The organism is Puia sp. P3, assembly GCF_050632245.1.
Taxonomy (GTDB): Bacteria; Bacteroidota; Bacteroidia; order Chitinophagales; family Chitinophagaceae; genus Puia.
Genome location: NZ_CP192583.1, coordinates 4,702,991 through 4,719,618, shown reverse-complemented (window position 1 = coordinate 4,719,618; position 16,628 = coordinate 4,702,991). Strand labels below are relative to the sequence as shown.

19 protein-coding genes and 3 pseudogenes are annotated in these 16,628 nt (G+C 55.6%); 10 read left to right on the top strand and 12 right to left on the bottom strand.

Going from position 1 to position 16,628, the window contains the following annotated elements; translation table 11 throughout:
* Positions 1 to 30 precede the first annotated feature (30 nt).
* On the bottom strand, positions 31 to 1,536 hold the full coding sequence (locus ACQ86N_RS29410) for a phytoene desaturase family protein (protein WP_431210152.1): 1,506 nt from the start codon (positions 1,534 to 1,536) through the stop codon (positions 31 to 33).
* Between the two features lie 114 nt (positions 1,537 to 1,650).
* Between ACQ86N_RS29410 and ACQ86N_RS29405 the strand changes: the two genes are divergently transcribed.
* The 6 genes and pseudogenes from ACQ86N_RS29405 to ACQ86N_RS29380 all read left to right on the top strand — a co-directional run bounded on the left by ACQ86N_RS29405 (position 1,651) and on the right by ACQ86N_RS29380 (position 5,008).
* On the top strand, positions 1,651 to 2,154 hold the full coding sequence (locus ACQ86N_RS29405; protein ID WP_431210151.1) for a phytoene/squalene synthase family protein: 504 nt from the start codon (positions 1,651 to 1,653) through the stop codon (positions 2,152 to 2,154).
* Positions 2,151 to 2,486, top strand: a complete 336-nt coding sequence (locus tag ACQ86N_RS29400) for a hypothetical protein (protein ID WP_431210150.1) — start codon at positions 2,151 to 2,153, stop codon at positions 2,484 to 2,486. The genes ACQ86N_RS29405 and ACQ86N_RS29400 overlap by 4 nt, the downstream gene beginning before the upstream one ends.
* 1 nt (position 2,487) lies before the next feature.
* A complete protein-coding gene (locus ACQ86N_RS29395) occupies positions 2,488 to 2,958 on the top strand; it encodes a beta-carotene hydroxylase (protein WP_431210149.1) in 471 nt (156 codons plus the stop codon).
* A pseudogene (locus ACQ86N_RS29390) lies at positions 2,951 to 4,023 on the top strand (lycopene cyclase family protein). The gene ACQ86N_RS29395 and the pseudogene ACQ86N_RS29390 overlap by 8 nt, the downstream one beginning before the upstream one ends.
* A gap of 137 nt (positions 4,024 to 4,160) precedes the next feature.
* Positions 4,161 to 4,544, top strand: coding sequence for a hypothetical protein (locus ACQ86N_RS29385; protein WP_431210148.1), 384 nt, complete (start codon positions 4,161 to 4,163; stop codon positions 4,542 to 4,544).
* Entirely contained in the window at positions 4,541 to 5,008 is a 468-nt protein-coding gene (locus ACQ86N_RS29380; protein ID WP_431210147.1) for a hypothetical protein, read from the top strand. Before ACQ86N_RS29385 ends, ACQ86N_RS29380 begins: the two co-directional genes overlap by 4 nt.
* Before the next feature lie 2 nt (positions 5,009 to 5,010).
* Here ACQ86N_RS29380 and ACQ86N_RS29375 read toward each other — a convergent pair whose 3' ends face one another.
* From ACQ86N_RS29375 to ACQ86N_RS29360, 4 genes are all read right to left on the bottom strand, one after another.
* Positions 5,011 to 5,469, bottom strand: coding sequence for a hypothetical protein (locus ACQ86N_RS29375; RefSeq protein ID WP_431210146.1), 459 nt, complete (start codon positions 5,467 to 5,469; stop codon positions 5,011 to 5,013).
* 20 nt (positions 5,470 to 5,489) lie between these two features.
* Positions 5,490 to 6,038, bottom strand: a complete 549-nt coding sequence (locus tag ACQ86N_RS29370) for an AAA family ATPase (RefSeq protein WP_431210145.1) — start codon at positions 6,036 to 6,038, stop codon at positions 5,490 to 5,492.
* A 67-nt stretch (positions 6,039 to 6,105) separates the two neighbouring features.
* Positions 6,106 to 6,516, bottom strand: a complete 411-nt coding sequence (gene tsaA / locus ACQ86N_RS29365; protein ID WP_431210144.1) for a tRNA (N6-threonylcarbamoyladenosine(37)-N6)-methyltransferase TrmO — start codon at positions 6,514 to 6,516, stop codon at positions 6,106 to 6,108.
* A gap of 3 nt (positions 6,517 to 6,519) precedes the next feature.
* Complete coding sequence (locus tag ACQ86N_RS29360; RefSeq protein WP_431210143.1) at positions 6,520 to 6,786, bottom strand: hypothetical protein; 267 nt, start codon at positions 6,784 to 6,786, stop codon at positions 6,520 to 6,522.
* Positions 6,787 to 6,826: 40 nt separating this feature from the next.
* Here ACQ86N_RS29360 and ACQ86N_RS29355 point away from each other — a divergent pair, with 40 nt between their 5' ends.
* From ACQ86N_RS29355 to ACQ86N_RS29345, 3 genes are read left to right on the top strand one after another with little or no spacing between them, the layout of a single operon-like run.
* A complete protein-coding gene (locus ACQ86N_RS29355) occupies positions 6,827 to 6,961 on the top strand; it encodes a hypothetical protein (protein WP_431210142.1) in 135 nt (44 codons plus the stop codon).
* Between the two features lie 3 nt (positions 6,962 to 6,964).
* Positions 6,965 to 7,717, top strand: coding sequence for a helix-turn-helix domain-containing protein (locus ACQ86N_RS29350; protein WP_431210141.1), 753 nt, complete (start codon positions 6,965 to 6,967; stop codon positions 7,715 to 7,717).
* Positions 7,718 to 7,729: 12 nt separating this feature from the next.
* On the top strand, positions 7,730 to 8,701 hold the full coding sequence (locus tag ACQ86N_RS29345; RefSeq protein ID WP_431210140.1) for an NADP-dependent oxidoreductase: 972 nt from the start codon (positions 7,730 to 7,732) through the stop codon (positions 8,699 to 8,701).
* A gap of 157 nt (positions 8,702 to 8,858) precedes the next feature.
* On the opposite strand, the gene ACQ86N_RS29340 is transcribed toward ACQ86N_RS29345, so the two are convergent.
* Positions 8,859 to 9,158 carry a hypothetical protein gene (locus ACQ86N_RS29340; RefSeq protein WP_431210139.1) on the bottom strand — a complete coding sequence of 100 codons (300 nt, stop codon included), beginning with the start codon at positions 9,156 to 9,158 and terminating at the stop codon, positions 8,859 to 8,861.
* Between the two features lie 53 nt (positions 9,159 to 9,211).
* Here ACQ86N_RS29340 and ACQ86N_RS29335 point away from each other — a divergent pair, with 53 nt between their 5' ends.
* The gene (locus tag ACQ86N_RS29335) at positions 9,212 to 9,439 is read left to right on the top strand and encodes a hypothetical protein (protein ID WP_431210138.1); all 228 of its coding nucleotides are present in this window, start codon (positions 9,212 to 9,214) and stop codon (positions 9,437 to 9,439) included.
* Here ACQ86N_RS29335 and ACQ86N_RS29330 read toward each other — a convergent pair.
* From ACQ86N_RS29330 to ACQ86N_RS29305, 6 genes and pseudogenes are all read right to left on the bottom strand, one after another.
* Positions 9,436 to 11,643, bottom strand: coding sequence for a CRTAC1 family protein (locus ACQ86N_RS29330; protein ID WP_431210137.1), 2,208 nt, complete (start codon positions 11,641 to 11,643; stop codon positions 9,436 to 9,438). The genes ACQ86N_RS29335 and ACQ86N_RS29330 overlap by 4 nt on opposite strands.
* Position 11,644: 1 nt before the next feature.
* On the bottom strand, positions 11,645 to 12,535 hold the full coding sequence (locus tag ACQ86N_RS29325; protein ID WP_431210136.1) for an FG-GAP repeat domain-containing protein: 891 nt from the start codon (positions 12,533 to 12,535) through the stop codon (positions 11,645 to 11,647).
* Positions 12,536 to 12,655: pseudogene (locus ACQ86N_RS29320) on the bottom strand (hypothetical protein); the annotation flags it as partial.
* Positions 12,612 to 14,642, bottom strand: a complete 2,031-nt coding sequence (locus ACQ86N_RS29315) for a VCBS repeat-containing protein (protein WP_431210135.1) — start codon at positions 14,640 to 14,642, stop codon at positions 12,612 to 12,614. The pseudogene ACQ86N_RS29320 and the gene ACQ86N_RS29315, both read right to left, overlap by 44 nt.
* Before the next feature lie 43 nt (positions 14,643 to 14,685).
* Positions 14,686 to 14,838: pseudogene (locus tag ACQ86N_RS29310) on the bottom strand (FG-GAP repeat domain-containing protein); the annotation flags it as partial.
* Positions 14,839 to 15,087: 249 nt separating this feature from the next.
* On the bottom strand, positions 15,088 to 16,611 hold the full coding sequence (locus tag ACQ86N_RS29305; RefSeq protein WP_431210134.1) for a RagB/SusD family nutrient uptake outer membrane protein: 1,524 nt from the start codon (positions 16,609 to 16,611) through the stop codon (positions 15,088 to 15,090).
* Positions 16,612 to 16,628: the final 17 nt, after the last annotated feature.

The following is a 16,628-nucleotide window of genomic DNA, read 5'->3' as shown; positions in this document are numbered from 1 at the left end:
AGGACGCAGTGGTTGGGGACGGTCGAGGAGCTAACCACGGTGCTTACGGAATCCGAACGTTGAAATATTTCGCCAGCGCTGTGGCGGCGATCTTTCCGGAGATGAGGGCGGGGGAACTCCGGGTCCTGGAACCGTCAGCTGGCCAGCATATACAAGATTGGGTAATTTTCTGTTGTGGATCTTTGGTTTGAGAAAGGCGGTCTGGCGAAGCGTATTTGCGAGGCCATAGGCATTGCCTTTAAAAGCCCCGTAGTCTTTTGTGAAGTCGCTGATGCAATAGCTTCGTTGGTAGTCGATATGGGGACGGATGTCTTCGCCGAGTTTGGATTGTATCCGGTCGGCCATTATCAGAAAGTATTTTTCGCGGGTCCCGGGGGTGTCTGGAAGGCCTGGGGCGATGGGCATGAGCAGGAAGAGGTTGTCGTGACCCGGCGGGGCCGCGGTGGGGTCTGAGGCGCTGGTGCGGCATACATAGAAATTGGGGTTGGCGGGCCACACTGGGGATTTGTAAATTTCGGAGACGTGTTCTTCGAGGTCCCCGTTAAAGAAAAGGGTATGGTGGAGGAGTGGAAATTGTTTACGCAGGCCGAGGTAGAAGACGAGGCAGGAGGGAGCGAAGGTCTTTTTGTCCCACCAGGTTGTTTTGTAGTTGCGGTATGGTTCGGGCAGCAGCGTCTGTTCTGTATGCCGGTAGTCGCCTGCGGCGACCAGGCCGTCGCAGGGGAAGGCCCCGTTATGTGTTTGGACCCCGGAGACGCGGCCGTTGGTGATCAGGATGGAGTTTACTTCGCTGGTATAGTGGATCCGCGCCCCTTTTTGTTCTGCCAGCCGGGCGATGCCTCCGGCTACGGCGCCGAATCCGCCCTGCGGATACCAGGTGCCCAGTCTGAGACCGGCATAATTCATCAGTGTATATAGTGCTGGAGTATTTGCCGCAGATGCGCCGAGGAAGAGGACGGGGAATTCCATGAGTGCGGTTAGGTGGGGATGTGAGAAGTTTTTCCTCACCTGGCGCCGGATGGTGGAGAAGAGTTGAAAACCTGCTGCGGCCCTCATTACTGGCGGGCGAAGCAATTCGGTGAAACTGATGCCCGGTGAATAGATGATATCGGCCATAGCGCGTTCGTACTTGAACTGCGCCTGTTCCATGAACCTGGCGAGTCGCCGGCCCGCACCGGGTTCGGTGTTCTCAAACAGCGCGCGGAGCGCGTTGAAGTCGTCGGGGATGATGAGGTTTTGCCGGGGTCCGAATACGATCTCAAATGCGGGGTCGAGCAGTCTTAGCTGATACCATTCGGATGTGACCGAGCCCAGGTCTTCGAAGAACCGGTCGAATACGTCGGGCATCCAGTACCATGAAGGTCCCGTATCAAATATGTATCCCGCTTCGGAGAACTGTCTTGCCCTGCCTCCCGGCGCGGCGTGTTGCTCAAAAACGTCCACTTCGAAACCGGCATTGGCGAGATAGGCTGCCGCGCTAAGGCCGGAGAAACCGGCGCCGATGACGGCTATCTTTTTGCGCTTAGTCATTGCCATGGAAGATACCGGAGTTGGCTGTAAATGTGATCGACTGTTAAAGTTATTTTGGCGGGGCGGCGGACAAAGTTGAACAAGTTCGCGGGTAAAGGAGGAAAGCCGATAAATTATGGGATGATGAATTTGTTCGACAGTATGAGCCGGCGCTGCGGACGTATCGTTACGGAATGTTACAGTACTTCTTTCGCTAGTTCCGTACGTCTTTTGCACCGGGACCTGAGGGAGGCGGTGTATACCATTTATGGTCTGGTTCGGGTGGCGGACGAGATCGTGGATACTTTTCATGAACATGATAAGAAGGAAATGCTTTGCGCGTTCAGGAGGGATACCTACGCGGCGATCTCGGATGGGATCAGTCTCAATCCAGTTCTTCACGGCTTTCAGCTGACGGTGAGGCATTACCGGATAGGTGTCGATCTGATCGAGGCTTTTTTCGACAGTATGGAAATGGATCTTTACGAAAAAAATTATGACTCCGCCGCGTATTTCAAATACATATCGGGCAGTGCCGAAGCTGTCGGACTGATGTGTCTGCGGGTATTTTGCGAGGGGATGAGGGTGTTTATGCGCAGCTGGAGCCATACGCCCGGAGTCTGGGGGCTGCCTTTCAGAAGGTGAATTTTCTTCGCGACCTGGGAGCCGACTATCGCAGACTGGAGCGAAGCTATTTTCCGGGAACCGGCGGAGGGCGCCTGTCGGAGATCGAAAAGCGGGCTATCGAAGCCGATATACTGGCTGATTTCCGGCATGCGGAGGAGGGGATAGTGCGGCTTCCCCATAAGGCCCGGCTTGGGGTCTATGTTGCCTACAAGTATTATGTTTCTCTCTTTAAAAAGATACAGACGATCGAACCTGCCAAAATACCGGAGGTGAGAATAAGAATTCCCAATTACAGGAAGTGGCTGATCCTTGTTGCAGCCGGTTTCCGATACAGAAATAAGTTGTTGTGATATGAATGCTTTTGGATATACCGTTGTTCTGGTACTCGTGTTCGTGGCGATGGAGGGTGTCACATGGTGCACGCATAAATTTGTGATGCATGGTTTTTTGTGGGTGCTTCATGAAGATCATCACCGGCCTGGAAAGGGTTTTTTCGAAAAGAACGATCTGTTCTTTCTAGTCTTTGCCGTTCCGAGTTTTCTGGCGATCCTTTGGGGGACGCTTGGGAGGCATTTTGCGCTGCAGGCGGCGGGGTTTGGCATCATGGCCTATGGAATGGCGTATTTTCTTGTGCATGATGTCGTCATTCATCGGAGGTTCAACTGGTTCTCCAGGTCGGATAACGGATATGTACGGGCGATACGTCTTGCGCATAAAATGCATCACAAGCATTTGGGAAAGGAGGATGGCGAGGCGTTTGGCCTGTTGTTCGTCGCCCGAAAATATCGGAAGAAGATAAAGAAAAACCGTGAGCATGCCTGAGTACGACTATTGCATTACCGGGGCGGGCTGCGCGGGGCTCAGTCTGCTGGTTCGTCTGCTGGCTGTGCCTTCGTTTCAGCAAAAGAAGATATTGCTGATCGAGCGCGATGATAAGTCGGCCAATGACAGGACCTGGTGTTTTTGGGAGAAGGGGGAAGGTTTTTTCGAGCAGATCGTTTTTCAGCGGTGGTCGACGTTGTGGTTCCATGGGCGTGAGCGGTCGCGGAGGATGGAGACGGCGCCGTTCGTGTATAAGATGATCCGTGGGATCGATTTTTACAATTTTTGTTTTGACAGGATACTTGGATTCGACAATGTCACCGTGAGGTCGGGCCGGGTGGAGCGTGTTGGCGCTGACGGCGGTGATGCATTTGCCGTGGTGGATGGCCGGACGATAACGGCGGGTCGGATCTTCAACAGTATTCCTTTTGGAGGGGCTCCGGCGAGTCCCCGTGACTGGCGGCTTTTGCAGCATTTTAAGGGGTGGATGATCCGGAGTCTCGAGACAGTGTTTGATGCGGGAGAGGCGACGATCATGGATTTCAGGACGTCGCAGGATGCGGGGGCGTGTTTTTTTATGTCCTGCCGGTAGGCGCGGACAGGGCGCTGGTGGAGTGTACGTATTTTTCGAAGGAAGAGCTGCCGGAGGCGGAGTATGACCGGCTGCTCGTAGGGTATATAAGCGGCGTATTGAAAATTCGGGACTTTGTTATTCTCGAATCTGAGAACGGGGTGATACCGATGACGACAGCTTCGCGTCCGAAGGAGGAGGGCGCCGTTTTTCATATTGGCGCCGCGGCGGGTTTGACGAAGCCGTCGAGCGGTTATACCTGGCAATTCATCCAGGAGGACTCGGCGTCGATCGTGGCGTCGTTGGTGCAGGATGGGATTCCTGCGCGGCCGGTGGTGAGCGGGAGGTTCAGGTGGTACGACCGGATACTGCTGAATGTGCTGGCGACGGGGAAGCTGACGGGGAGGAGGTGTTTTCCGCGTTGTTTTCGGGTGCCGGGCTTGCGGATGTGTTTGCGTTCCTGGATAATGCGAGTACGCTGTGGCAGGATCTGAAGATCATGGGTTCGTTGCCGAAGGGGCCGTTTGTGAGGGCGGCCGTCGGGGAGGTGATGGGGTGGAGGAAATAGTGAAAAGTTTTTGGTTATCTGCGGCTCACGGTGGTTTTGGAAGATTTTGTACCTTTCAAGGATATGAAATTTTTGTTTACGTGTTGTTTTGTTGTCTTTGCTTTGGGCGTGGCGGCGCAGGGGGCGTACAGGGTCCTTCGGTTCACGTCGGCGCATAATTGTTTTCCGGATACGGCCAGGGATCGGGGGCATGTGGATGGCGACGGGAAGAATCTTCCGCGGGAGGGCCATTATGACGATAGCTCGTTGCTGGCGGTGGTGCCGGCCGGGTTTCGGCCGGGGAAGGCTGTGGAACTGGTGTTCTGGTATCATGGGTGGCATAATAGCATCGATACGGCATTGCAGTTCTATGGGCTTGCGAGGCAGTTTGCCGCCTCGGGGCGGAATGGGGTGCTGGTGCTGGCGGAGGCGGCTAAGAATGCGGCGGATAGTTATGGGGTAAAATGAGGCAGGAGGGGATGTTTGGGTTGCTGGTTGGAGATGTGATGAAGGAATTAAGGAGTGCCGGTGTGGTGGGTTCAGATGCTGTGGCGGGGCGTATTGTGCTGGCGGGGCATAGTGGGGCTTATTCGGTGATCGACGATATTCTGGAGCATGGGGGCAGGGAGGTGAGTGAGGTGTTTTTATTCGATGCCTTGTACGGGAGGTTGGATGGGTTTACCCGATGGGCGGAGGATGGGAAGCATCATTTTGTGCATTGGTTTACGAATACCGGTTATGGTCCGGACAAGGTGAGTGATACGATGATGGAAAGGTTAAGGAAGGATGGGGTAGATTATGGGTTGGTGGAGGAAGGGACGGTAGATGGAGATGTGGTTAAAAAGAATAGGGTGTTGTTTGTGCATAGCTTGCGGGAGCATAATGTGATTATTAATGATCCGGATGATTTTGGGTTGTTGTTGGGGAAATGATCTTATGGTTCAAATAGAATGTCCATGGTCAGGTGGTTCTGGACTAAAGAGAGGGCGTATGTATTTTTGGTTAGGCCAAAGGTGGTGAACATAGTAAGGAAGGTTGCCTTTCGGGTTTTGGTTTGGTCTCGGAAAACAATGATTTTTTGTTTGAGCACGTCTGCGTATTTTTTGTCAATGGTGAATGTATCAACAGAGAATTTCATCTCAAACAAGTTGATGATCCTGTCACTTCGGTCGAGCACCAGATCGATTTGTGAGCCTCCCTGCACCCCGGTCCCGACCCAGGATGAAGCCGTCGATTGAATGCCGTCTATTCCCAATCCCTTTTTTATCTGTTGCAAATGGGCAAGGCATACTTGTTCGAATGCATACCCGGCCCAGGCATGTTGCTTTGGTGATCTTAGTCCGGCAAGCCAGTGATTTTCATCCAGTATTTCTTTCGGTTTAATGAACTTCAAATAAAACAGCGAATAGAAATCTATAAGCTGATATAGGCTGTTTTCTCTTTTTTGCCGTAGGAGTTGTATTTTCTGATGAAATTACTTTCTTCGAGTTCAGTCAGTATTTTTGTAATGGTGCCTCCAGTCGATGTTTTTACCGCGGCGATCAACTCATCCCGTGTTAACCCTTTAGCCTTTTTGCTGAGCGCTTCTATGATGGCTATATGGTGTTCTGATTTGTCAAATAGTGATTTGTATAGGGCTTCAAATTCATTAGAGAGTATTCCCCCAGATTGAAAACATAGTTTGTTGATATTTTGGGCAGCACTCATCGACGTATCCACCTGTTTAAGGTAGAACGGTATGCCGCCCATTACCATGTAAAGCTGAATCAATTGATACCTATCTGTGAAAGAGGCCGAACGGTTTTTGAAATACTCCTCGCATTCATGCAAGGTGAAGGGTTCGAGCTTTATTCGGTGGGTTACCCTGTTATATAGTCCTCCCTTGTTATGTATGAGCTTGTTGATCATCCAGGAAGCTGCCGAACCGCAGACGATCAGGATTATCGGAGCATCGTTGGCCAAATGTGAGGTTATGGAGGGAGATTTGGCTGATTATAAAATGTAAAGCGGGGACGAGGCAGGATGGGGATCAGGCTTCTTCGGAGTTTTGGAGGACGGGTTTGATGTCGATGATGGGGGTGCCGTCGATGGCTTCGAGGGGGCCGACTTTGAGGGAAGTGCCGTTGATCTCGAGGACGGTGACGCGATGGAGGCCGAGGGGGTTGGGGCGGTCGGGGCTGCGGGTGGCGAAGACGCCGGTGATGGGGTTGTTCTTATCGCCGCGGGGGTGAACGGCGAGGGTGTCGCGACTGGAAAGGTGGAACCAGGTGATGAGGATGATCTCGTCGCCTTTTTGGGTGCCGTCGAGTGCTGGGGCGAAGTTGGGGTTGATGGTGATCCAGGTGTCGGGAGCTCCTTCGTAGCCTTGTTTGGCGGCTTGTTCGCGTTGTTTTATGGGGGATTGGACGAAGCCGATCGGTTGGATGGTGTAGGTGGACATTAATTATTTTTTACCAGACCCGGCTTTGAGTTTGCGCACAAAGGAGAGGGGAACGCCAGCTAGCCCGGCAATTTTTTTGGCCGCGAAATCGGTGTTGGAAACCAGGGATCTTGCGACTTGCTCCCGACCTTCCTGAATGCCTTCTATCTTACCTTCCTGGATACCTTCTTCCTTACCTATCTGGACGCCCTCCTGGTATTTAATATCGGCTAGTTGTTCAAAATACCCCATCGTGTTCGTTTTTTCGAAGATTTCGTCAGTTCGAGTCATAAATTTACGATTTATTTCTGGTGAATAAAACAGGATGTGGTTGTTTGCAGGCGTGAACCAGGGAGGAAAGGGGAAGTGGAAGGTGAAGGTGAAGGGGAAGTGGAAGGTGAAGGTGAAGGTGAAGGGGAAAGGGAAGGTGAAGGGTCCATCGTGTGCCCCAAGGCACTATCTTTAGGGGATGATCTCATTTCTTGCGCGTCATGCCGCGGTGGATGTCCACTATCATCAGTGTTTTCAGATCGTTGTGAGTCTGAAGAATCCTGTCGACAGTGTGATAGATGGTGTGCTCCGTCGGGGGTTGTGCGGGTTTATTGTGAACCAGTATATCCATCATTCCTGCCGGGCAGAGGATAGTCCGGCACTGGTGTATTTTATCGATGCGGAGAGTTATCAGGGGTGGCAGCTGAAGCAGCTATTGGACGGGAGGGCGTTCGTGCCGATCGATTTTATTCCGGGGGTGGAGGATGAGGATATGGTTCGGTTTTCATCTGCCGTGCTGGAGAGGGTGTTGCGGGGGTCTGGGGGAGAGGGGGCTATGGATGGGCGGAATGGGGGGAAGCGGGTTATGGATGAGCGCGTTGCGGAGGCGCTGGCGTATATTGATGACCGACTGGACCAGTCGCTTGAGCTGGAGGAAGTGGCGGGGAAGGTGTTTTTGTCCAGTGAGCGGCTCCGGCATTTGTTCGTGCAGGAGGTGGGGGTAGCTTTTTCGCAGTATGTGTTATGGAAGCGGATGAAGAATGTTATCTATCAGGTGCTGCAGAAGGGTTTGCCGATGTCGGCGGCCTCGGTGCAGAGCGGGTTTACGGATCAGGCGCATTTTACGCGGATATTCAGGCGGACTTTTGGGGTCCCGGCCAAAGAAGTGCTCAAGAACAGCCGCTATGTACAATTCCTTACGCCATATGTTGAGGTAGTTTTGCCTTCATAAAATGATAGTCAAATGAAAGCAATTCAAATTCCCGCCTTTGGCGGGGTGGAAGTGTTGCGCCTGGTCGAAATCGAACGGCCGGCGCCAAAGGACGGAGAAGTTCTTATACAGGTGAAGGCGGCAGCGCTGAATCCGGTGGACAGTAAGATCAGGAATGGTTATTTAAAGGACATCATACCGCTGCCACTGCCGCTGGTGCCGGGATGGGAGGCCTCGGGGATCATTGTGCAGAGTCGGCTGAGCGGTTTTTCCGCCGGAGATGAAGTCGTTACGCGTGTGCCTTTTCAGCGTGGTGGCGGGTATGCGGAGTTTATGATCGCGGGAGAAGGAGAGGTGGTGAAGAAGCCATCGGGGCTGGGGTTTGTTGAAGCGGCTTCGCTGCCTATCGTGGCGGGAGCGGCGTATACCTTGTTATATGTTTTGGGTTCGGTGAAGGCTGGAGACCGGTTGTTTTTGCTGGGAGCCGGCGGATCGATCGGCTGGTATGCTGTGCAGATGGCAAAGAAACTTGGAGTGACGGTGATCGGTTCGGCTACGGGAGAAGATATAGACGCGTTGAGGGGTTTGGGGATCGATGAGGTGGTGGATTATAGCGTTGCCGGTTATCTGGATGGGGTTGGAGCTGTTGATCTGGCGCTCGATTTTGTGGGAGGTCGGGCGCAGGAGGCATTGATGGGTGTTGTGAAGAAGGGTGGACTGTTGTTGTCTACGGTGCATCCTCCTTCGGAGGAGAAGGCTGCGGCAGCAGGAATCAAGGCGTCGTTCGCGTCGACGGATCTGGATCGGAGTATTATGGAAACAGTGTTGGATTGGGCGGTGAAGGGAGTGATGAAAGTGCGGATAGGGAAGGTGTTGCCGCTGGAGCGCGCGGCGGAGGCGCTGCGGCTGATGGATGAGCGGAAAGTTGGCGGGAAGATCGTGTTGGTGGTCGACCAGAAGGTCAGCGGGAAGGCGTTTGGGGACCGGGCGGGGGAGCTGGCGTGAAAGCATAAGCCGAGCTGGCATCAGGTGTCGCTGAGGGACAGGATGATCCAGCAGGAGACGGAGCTCTGGTTTGCCGGGCGGATGAATGCGCGGAAGGCGTTGGCGCTGGAGGCCGGTCATGCGTCGCCGGTCTCTCATGGCGGTGTGGTGCCGGCCTTTATTCGTGAGGGTGCGGAATCTCTTTTCCAGCATCGGGGTGTTGCAGGTCGATGGCTGCGCCTGCGGCCTTGCTGAGCTCGGACGGCTTGTGGCTGTCGGTGTGGACCCAGACGCCTTTTTCCTTTCGGATGGAGATTCCGGGGAGGATCGCCTGGTTGTTGTGTCCGGGAATTCGGAAATTCCCAATAATATAATACGTCTCGGAATGGTGTTCCTGGACGTCGGCATCGAGGGTGATGTTCAGCCGCTCGGTATCGACCAGGAAATCGAACCGGATCTGGAAATTGGCGGTGATCATTTTACGGGTTTTTTCTACAAAAACCGATTATCAAACGTTGTGCCAGTTGGGTATTGTCAGGAAAGATTGACAAGTGGGGTGTGGTGGAGTTGCCCCAGTGGGGAGAGGGGATGGGGAGACGGGATGGACAAGGGATGGGAGGACGGGAAGGGGAGACGGGATGGAGACGGGATGGACACGGGATGGGGATGGGAGAGGGATGGGGAGACGGGATGGACACGGGATGGGGTGGGAGACGTAAGGGAGAGAGGACGGAAGGGATATTCGGAAGGTGGGGCTAGCGGGGACTGCAGCTGAGGAGTTTGCGAACGCCGGAGCGGAAGTCGAAGCGGGTGAGGGTGTAGGTGGTAAAGGTGGGGGAGCCTTCGGTGATTTTGATGTTGGTGTTGGTGGGGAGGTTGTGGAAGGTTTGGGTTTGGCCGGTGGCGGGCCAGGTGATCTCGGCCGTGGTGATGGTGGTGGCGGCGCCGACGCCGATGTGCTGGGAGAGGGGGTTGGAGCCGAAGCTGCCGCCGGAGTTGACGTCGCGGTAGACGGAGCGGGTGCTATTGTTTTCGGGGAAGGTGAGTTTGATCCGCGCGCCGATGGCGGCCTTGTTGGAAGTGGTGCCGGTGAGGGTAAGGTTTATCCAGTGATTTTTGTTTTGTCCGAGGTTGAGGTAGAGGGAATTCTCGAAGGCGTCGCCGGTGTAGGCGCCGCCCATCTTGATGTAGATATCTTCGTTGCCGTCGTTGTCGAGGTCGGCGAAGGAGACGCCGTGGCCTTTCTGGAGGTTGCCGACGCGGGCGGCGGTGGTGGCGTCGATGAAGCGTGTGCCGCCGATGTTACTGAATAATTTGTTGGGGACGGCGGAGGAGAGCTGGGGGTTTCCGGTGCCGAGGTAGAAGTCCAGATAGCCGTCGTTGTCGATGTCGCCGAAGTTGGAGCCCATGGCGAAGGCGATGCTGTTGAGGCCTGCGCTGGAGCTGACGTCTTCGAAGGTGCCGTCGTGTTTGTTCCGGAATAAGAAGATCTTTCCTGCGTTGCCGATGGGCTGCTGTATGGCTTCGGCGGCAGCATAATAGGAAAGGGACTGGGTGAACGCGTAGCCGCATACGAGGATGTCGGGCCAGCCGTCGTTGTCGTAGTCCCAGAACCAGGTGGGGAAGGTTCGGGTCGTGTTGTGGGTCAGGCCGGCGGATTCGCTGACGTCCTGGAATTTGACGGGGCCCCCTTTGGGAGTGAGGTTCCTGAGGAGGATCTTGTTGCCGTTGAGGGTCGAAAGAAAGATATCCGTTCGGCCGTCGTTGTCATAGTCGGCGGAGGTGACTCCCTTTACGAATTTGACGATGTTGCAGCCGGCCGACGCGGCGGTTTCGGTGAAGGTGCCGTTCTTATTGTTGATGAACAGCTGGCAGGGATGGGGTTCTTCGCCGGGAGTGGTCTCGTTGCCGATGAAGACGTCGAGCCAGCCGTCGTTGTTGAAGTCGGCCCAGGCGGCGGTCTGCGAGGGATGAAAAGAAAGCAATCCGCTTTGTCTGGTCACGTCGGTGAACGTGCCGTCGCCGTTGTTGCGTAGCAGCGAGTTGGGGTTCTTTCCAAATTTTCCTTTCCATCCTCCTCTCAGGACGAAGATGTCCTTATAGCCGTCATTGTTGTAGTCCGTCTGTTCGATGTGGAGCCCGCCGGTGAGGTAGCCGAGGCCGGAAGAATCCGAGACGTCGGTGAAGCTGCCGTCCCTGTTGTTGCGGTAGTAGCGCATGGGTTCGGTAAGGGACCAGCTGCTCATGACGATATCGGGGTAACCGTCGTTGTTGAAGTCGTCGACGATGGTTCCGCCGGCGATGCATTTGTAGTTGACGCCGATGTTCATGGCCACGTTGACAAAGGGGTGTACGAGGTGGGCGGTGTCTTCGTCCCTGACCTTTAAAAGGAGCTGGGGCGGGACTTCGGAGGGATAGCCTGCCGTGCTCATATAGGCGACGTTGAGGAGCCATCGGGATTCGAGGTCGGAAGGGTTGTTTGTCAGTATGGCCTTGTAGAGTTCGATGGCTTTTTCGGCGCCGGTCTTGTCGCGGTGGACGCCGGTGCCGGAAATGGGGTAGATGCAGGATTCGGCCGCGTGGTTGTTGATGCAGTTGGTGCGGTCGCCCGGGCGGAGCCAGGCGAGGGCGAGGTCTTTCGTGATCCGTTGTCTTTGTTCGGATTCGGCGAGGGGAAGTTTGCCGAGCAGGTCCTTGTAGATGTCGATGGCTTTTTGTTCCTGTCCCAGCTGCTGGAAGGCGTTGGCTTTGCGAATGAGGGCGGGTGTGAGGGTATAGGGATTGGAGGTGTTTTTTATGATGGAGTCGCAGTATTCGATCATCGCGTCTGGGGAGAAGGGGTTGTCGTGGTTGTGGTCGAAGGCGGCGGCCGTCTTCAGCAGGTCGATCATGTCCTGATTGGGAAGGGGTTTGCTTTTACAGGCGGCGAGGAGGAGCATAATATATAGAAAGACGGGGCGCATGTTAGTGTTTTTGTTTTGGAGGGTTGATGCGGAATGCGCGCAGGCTGTCGTCGTTGGCTGCGGCGAGGATGATCTTTTCGCCTTTGGCCAGCCGGATCAGCGCCAGGTCTTTTATGTCGCCGTGGAGCAGGAATCCGGTGGTGGTCGGGGATGCGTAGACGAATTGTTTGCCGGGGCCGCCGTGGAGGAAGCAGCCGTAGGAGGCATCGTACCGGCCGGTGATGGGGTCGGTCTGGTAGTCGTTGCCTGCCAAAAGGAGGTCTTTGGATCCGTCGCCGTCGATGTCGTCGCAGATGATGGCGTTGACGGGAGCGAACTGGGCCTGGACGGGGAGGGGATGTTTGATGAATTTGCCGTTGCCGGTGTTTTCGAGCCAGCAGCTGCTGGTCTCGTCACAGTAGAAGTTGGCGGTGCTGGATTTGGATTTGCCGGGGAAGATATCGGCAAAGCCGGCCTTTGCGTAGTCTTCGTATAAAAGGAATCTCTTCTTAACCGCCGGAACCTGACCTGCCAGCTGGCTGCGGCTGTAGGCAGGATAAGATCTTCTGGAGCCGTCCTGGTCCTTTATATAGTAGAACATGACGGGGTCGATGATGCCGTTGCCGTCGATGTCGGCGGCGAATAGTTCCATCGGTGTGGATGGGGTGGTATGGTAGTCGCAGTTGATACCAAGGTTGCCGGCCACGAGGTCGGGGTCGCCGTCGCCGTCGACGTCCGCGGCGATCAGGCTTCGCCACATGCCGTGCATATTGGGCGGGCTTGTGGAGTCGGTGACTTCGTGGAGCTGGCCGTGGTCGTTGAGGAAGAATCGTATGGGCATCCATTCGCCGGCGATGACGAGGTCGGGTTGTTTGTCGTTGTTGAAATCGGTCCAGACGGCCGCGGTCAGCATGCCGGGTTTTTCGAGGGCGGGGCAGGACTGTGCCGTGATGTCTGTGAAGTGGCCGTGGTCGTTGCGGAGAATATAGCTACGGGGAGGGAGTGGATATTGTCGAGATACGCGGCCTCCGATGAAGAGGTCGGGGTCGCAGTCGCCGTCGATGTCGGCGACTGCAATGCAGCCGGCGATGGTTCTTATGGCGTCGGGTATGGCGTCGACGCTGCGGGTGAAGCTGGCCCTTGCCGTCGTTGATGTAGAGGCGTGGTTGATAGTAGGGGGAGCCGTCGTCGTACTGGTAGCCGCCGCCGGTGACGAGCAGGTCGGAGTCGCCGTCGCCGTCGGCGTCGAATAAGATGGAGTTCATGTCCTCTTCCAACTTTATACTATCGACGAGGGGTCTGGATTTGAAGGCCTGGTCTTTTTGCTGGGAGAAGAGCTGGCCGGAGAAATTGAAGGCTCCGCCGACGAAGAAGTCGGTGAGACCGTCGTTGTCGATATCGCCGGTAGTGATGAAGGGGCCGAGCTGGGAGTACTTATGGGGCAGGAGGCGCTGGAGCGCAAAGTCGTTGATGGAGTTCTCGTGGTGTCGCCAGGCGAGGGCTTTTTCGGTGGTGACTTCGGAGAAAAGGCGCGGGGTGTCGGGGACGGCCCTGGGCTGCGGGGTAGCGGCGTTTTGCCAGGAAAGTGTGAGGAGGGTATCGGCGGGGATATTGGTGAGGGTCTGTGTTTTGTTGTCGGGCCAGGTGATGGTGAGGGAGTCGACGCGGTTGCTGTTGCCGAGGCCGAAGAGGAGTTGCTGGTCGACGCAGGAGAAGTAGCCGCGGACGGGGTTCTGCTCCTGCATTTGCAGGTGCCCGTCGGTGTAGATGCCAACCTTCGCGCCGAAGCCGTGGTTGTTGGCGTTGTCGCCTTTTAGTTGCAGGCGCAGGTAGTGGTGGTCCGTGGGTTTTCCTTTTGTGAGAGTATTGTTGATAAAGACGAAGGCTTCCTTGTCGATGTTGTTGACGATAAGGTCGAGGTCGCCGTCGTTGTCGAGGTCGGCGTAGGCGGCGCCGTTGGACATGGCCGGTTCGTCGATGCCGGATTCGGCGGATGCGTCGGTAAAGGAATAGTTGCCGTGGTTGAGGTAGAGGTAGTTGGGGAGGTTGACGTGGTTGAGTTCGGCGAGCCGTTTGCGGATGAGGGACTCCTGTTCCGCGCGTATCTTGTTGCTGCCGAAAATTTTGCTGCTGAACTCGAGGAAGTCGGCGTTGATGAAGTCGCGGCCGATGCCGTTGGTAACGTGGATGTCTTTATAGCCGTCGTTGTCGAGGTCGGCGATGAGTACGCTCCATGACCAGTCGGTGGCCTGGATGCCCGCGACCTGTCCGATCTCGCTGAAGCAGGGGATGCTGGTGTCGCCGGACCTGATGCAGCCGTTGTTGAGCTGGAGCATGTTTCGCATGAACTCGGGTTCGTAGCCCATGTCGCGTTCGGCCTGGTAGCGGTCGTAGTTCATGAAGAAGAAGGATTCTTTCCGGCGCCGGTTGTATTCGGGCAGCATGTCGAGGGTGATGATATCCGGGCGGCCGTCGTTGTCGATATCGGCGGCGTCGGAGCCCATGCTGGAGTAAGACTGGTGGCGCAGCGAGCGGCTGATGCAGTTGGTGAAGGTGCCGTTCTTGCAGTTGAGCCAGAGGTCGTCGTTGGAGAGGAAGTCGTTGGCGACGTAGATGTCGGGCCAGCCGTCGTTGTTGAAGTCGCTTACGGTGGTGCCGAGGCCGTAGCCGTCTTCTTTTATGCCGGCCTGTATGGTAACGTCGGTGAATATGGGGTGGCCTTTCGATGCCGAGTAGCCGTCGTTGCGGTAGAGGCGGTCGTTGGCCGGCGAGCTGCCGCTGCGGTTGCGGGGGATGACGGAGTTGGTGTGTGTGCCGATGAGGTAGGTGGTGAGGTACATGTCGAGGTCGCCGTCCTTGTCGTAGTCGAGGAAGCTGGCCTGGGTGGAGTATCCGGAGAAGGCGAGTCCGTAGTCTTCGGCTTCCTCTTTGAAGGTGAGGTCGTGCTGGTTGATGAAGAGGAGGTTTTTGGCGGGGTGGGCCAGTGTCTTTGCCGAGGACGCAGACGTAGATGTCGTCATAGCCGTCGTTGTTGATGTCGACGATGCTGACGCCGGTGGCCCAGACGCTGGTCGTGATACCTGCTTTTTCCGTGATGTCGTCGAATTTGTTGTCGCCTTTGTTGATATAGAGGCGGCAGGTGGACTGGTTGGCGGTGAAGAAGATGTCTTTTAGTCCATCGTTGTTGAAGTCGCCGATGCCGACGCCGCCTCCCATATAGCCGAATTCGTTGATGAAGGAGGCGGAGGAGTCGGTCTCGTTGAGGTCGTTGCGGAAATGGATGCCCGATTCGTCGGGCTGCAATTTTGTAAAGAGAGTGTTCTTCTGTTGGCGGTTGCAGGCTGCGAGAAAGAGGAGTAGCATGCATAGGCGGGCATATGGACAAGCGCTTAATTGCATAATTGCATGGGCAAGATAGAAAAAAGAGGCTAAGTGTAGCCTCTTTTTTCCGGTAGTTGATTGAATTTATTTGATCAGCGGGTTGGCGGATGTTTCGCCGGCAGGGACGGGAAAGAAAGCGATCTGTCCTGGTTTCGGATCCGGTCTGAGGGAGGGATAGTAGCCCTTTTTCCTCCATCTTAGGATGTCGATATTGTTGACCTCTTCTCCGGCCAGTTCGACGGCTCTTTCGTGCATGACGGCTTTGATGGCGTCGTCGTGGTTGGCCGGCGCTACGGGCGGCATTTGGACGCTTGCGCGGGTGGTGCGTACTTCGTTGATATAGCTGGCTGCCTTGGCTGGGGTACCGACCTCGGCTTCGCATTCGGCGAGCATAAGTAGGACTTCGTCATAGCGCATGATGCGTTGGTTGATGCCGTCGGGGTGGAAGCCGTCGTCTGTCCAGTCGAGGATGGAATATTTGCGGTAGACACGTTTTTGTTTGACGCCGTTGTGGGTGCTCTGGGCGACGTTCATTCCTTTTTCGGTCAGCACCTTGCCTACCTGGGTGCTGCGGGCGGTCATGATGCTGTCGCCGGATTCGTAGAAGGTGAATTTGTATCGGGGGTCGCCGGGCTCGAACTCGTTGAGGATAGCGTCGGACGGGACGACGTTACCCCAGACGATGCCGTATTCCTGGCTGCGCATGGTGCTACCTTCGGCCGTGGCGCCTTCGCCGGTGTAGCCCCAGTTGAAATCGTTGTCGCCTTTGTCGACGAATACGATCTCGAAGATGGTTTCGGGGTTGAATTCGTGTCCGCTGGTAAAGACCTTGTCCCCTAATTTAACGTCGCCGTCAAAGTTATCGAGAAAGTTGTCGACCAGCGTGTATTTGCCGTAGAGATTGAGCAGGGCTGTCTTTGCGGCTGCGTAGTCGCCTTTTTGCATGTTTACTTTGCCGAGCAGGAAGTTGGCAGCGTCGCTGGTGGCGCGGCCGTCCTTGGAGTGGCCGGTGGGTAGTTTGGCGGCGGCGTCGGTGAGGTCGGCGATGATCTGGGTGTAGACGTCGGCGGCCGGCGATTTGGCCTTGAAGCCGTCGGTCGTCGTGTCGGGGGCGGTGTAGAGCGGGACGTCGCCCCACATTGATACGAGCTCGAAATAGGCCCACGCTCTGAGGAACTTGGCTTCACCGACGATGACATCCCTCGCGGCCGGGTCATCGTTGACGGCGGGACCTCTTGAAATGACGAGGTTGGCCCTGCTGATCATCTGGTAGGTGCCGGACCAGACACTGGACATGACGGAATTGGACGGTGCGGGTGAGGGTTGTTTCAGCAGCTCTGCGCGGGGCGCTTCGAGCTGGGCGCCGCCAGGGGCAGTCTCACCGCCGCGCATGTCGTGGGTAAAGAACCACTCGCGACCGCCCAAATTTCCTGCGCGCATGCTGGAATAGGCGGCGTTCACCCCGTTGCGGAGCTCGGCGGCCGTCTTGAAATAGCTGTCGGTAGTCGGGTTATTCTGGTCGAATGTGTTCAATCGTTTATTACAGGCGATCACGACGGCTGTGCCGGTGATGATTACCGCGATCGCTATATTGATATTTCGCCTCATACTTGTTGCTTTTTAAA

Coding starts and splice junctions, on each gene's coding strand:
- ACQ86N_RS29315 (WP_431210135.1), bottom strand. CDS start 14,642: ATGACGACATCTACGTCTGCGTCCTCGGCAAAGACACTGGCCCACCCC.
- ACQ86N_RS29325 (WP_431210136.1), bottom strand. CDS start 12,535: ATGCTGACCGCGGCCGTCTGGACCGATTTCAACAACGACAAACAACCC.
- ACQ86N_RS29330 (WP_431210137.1), bottom strand. CDS start 11,643: ATGCGCCCCGTCTTTCTATATATTATGCTCCTCCTCGCCGCCTGTAAA.
- ACQ86N_RS29340 (WP_431210139.1), bottom strand. CDS start 9,158: ATGATCACCGCCAATTTCCAGATCCGGTTCGATTTCCTGGTCGATACC.
- ACQ86N_RS29350 (WP_431210141.1), top strand. CDS start 6,965: ATGATCTCATTTCTTGCGCGTCATGCCGCGGTGGATGTCCACTATCAT.
- ACQ86N_RS29385 (WP_431210148.1), top strand. CDS start 4,161: ATGAAATTTTTGTTTACGTGTTGTTTTGTTGTCTTTGCTTTGGGCGTG.
- ACQ86N_RS29405 (WP_431210151.1), top strand. CDS start 1,651: ATGATGAATTTGTTCGACAGTATGAGCCGGCGCTGCGGACGTATCGTT.
- ACQ86N_RS29305 (WP_431210134.1), bottom strand. CDS start 16,611: ATGAGGCGAAATATCAATATAGCGATCGCGGTAATCATCACCGGCACA.
- ACQ86N_RS29360 (WP_431210143.1), bottom strand. CDS start 6,786: ATGACTCGAACTGACGAAATCTTCGAAAAAACGAACACGATGGGGTAT.
- ACQ86N_RS29395 (WP_431210149.1), top strand. CDS start 2,488: ATGAATGCTTTTGGATATACCGTTGTTCTGGTACTCGTGTTCGTGGCG.
- ACQ86N_RS29345 (WP_431210140.1), top strand. CDS start 7,730: ATGAAAGCAATTCAAATTCCCGCCTTTGGCGGGGTGGAAGTGTTGCGC.
- ACQ86N_RS29410 (WP_431210152.1), bottom strand. CDS start 1,536: ATGGCAATGACTAAGCGCAAAAAGATAGCCGTCATCGGCGCCGGTTTC.
- ACQ86N_RS29380 (WP_431210147.1), top strand. CDS start 4,541: ATGAGGCAGGAGGGGATGTTTGGGTTGCTGGTTGGAGATGTGATGAAG.
- tsaA (WP_431210144.1), bottom strand. CDS start 6,516: ATGTCCACCTACACCATCCAACCGATCGGCTTCGTCCAATCCCCCATA.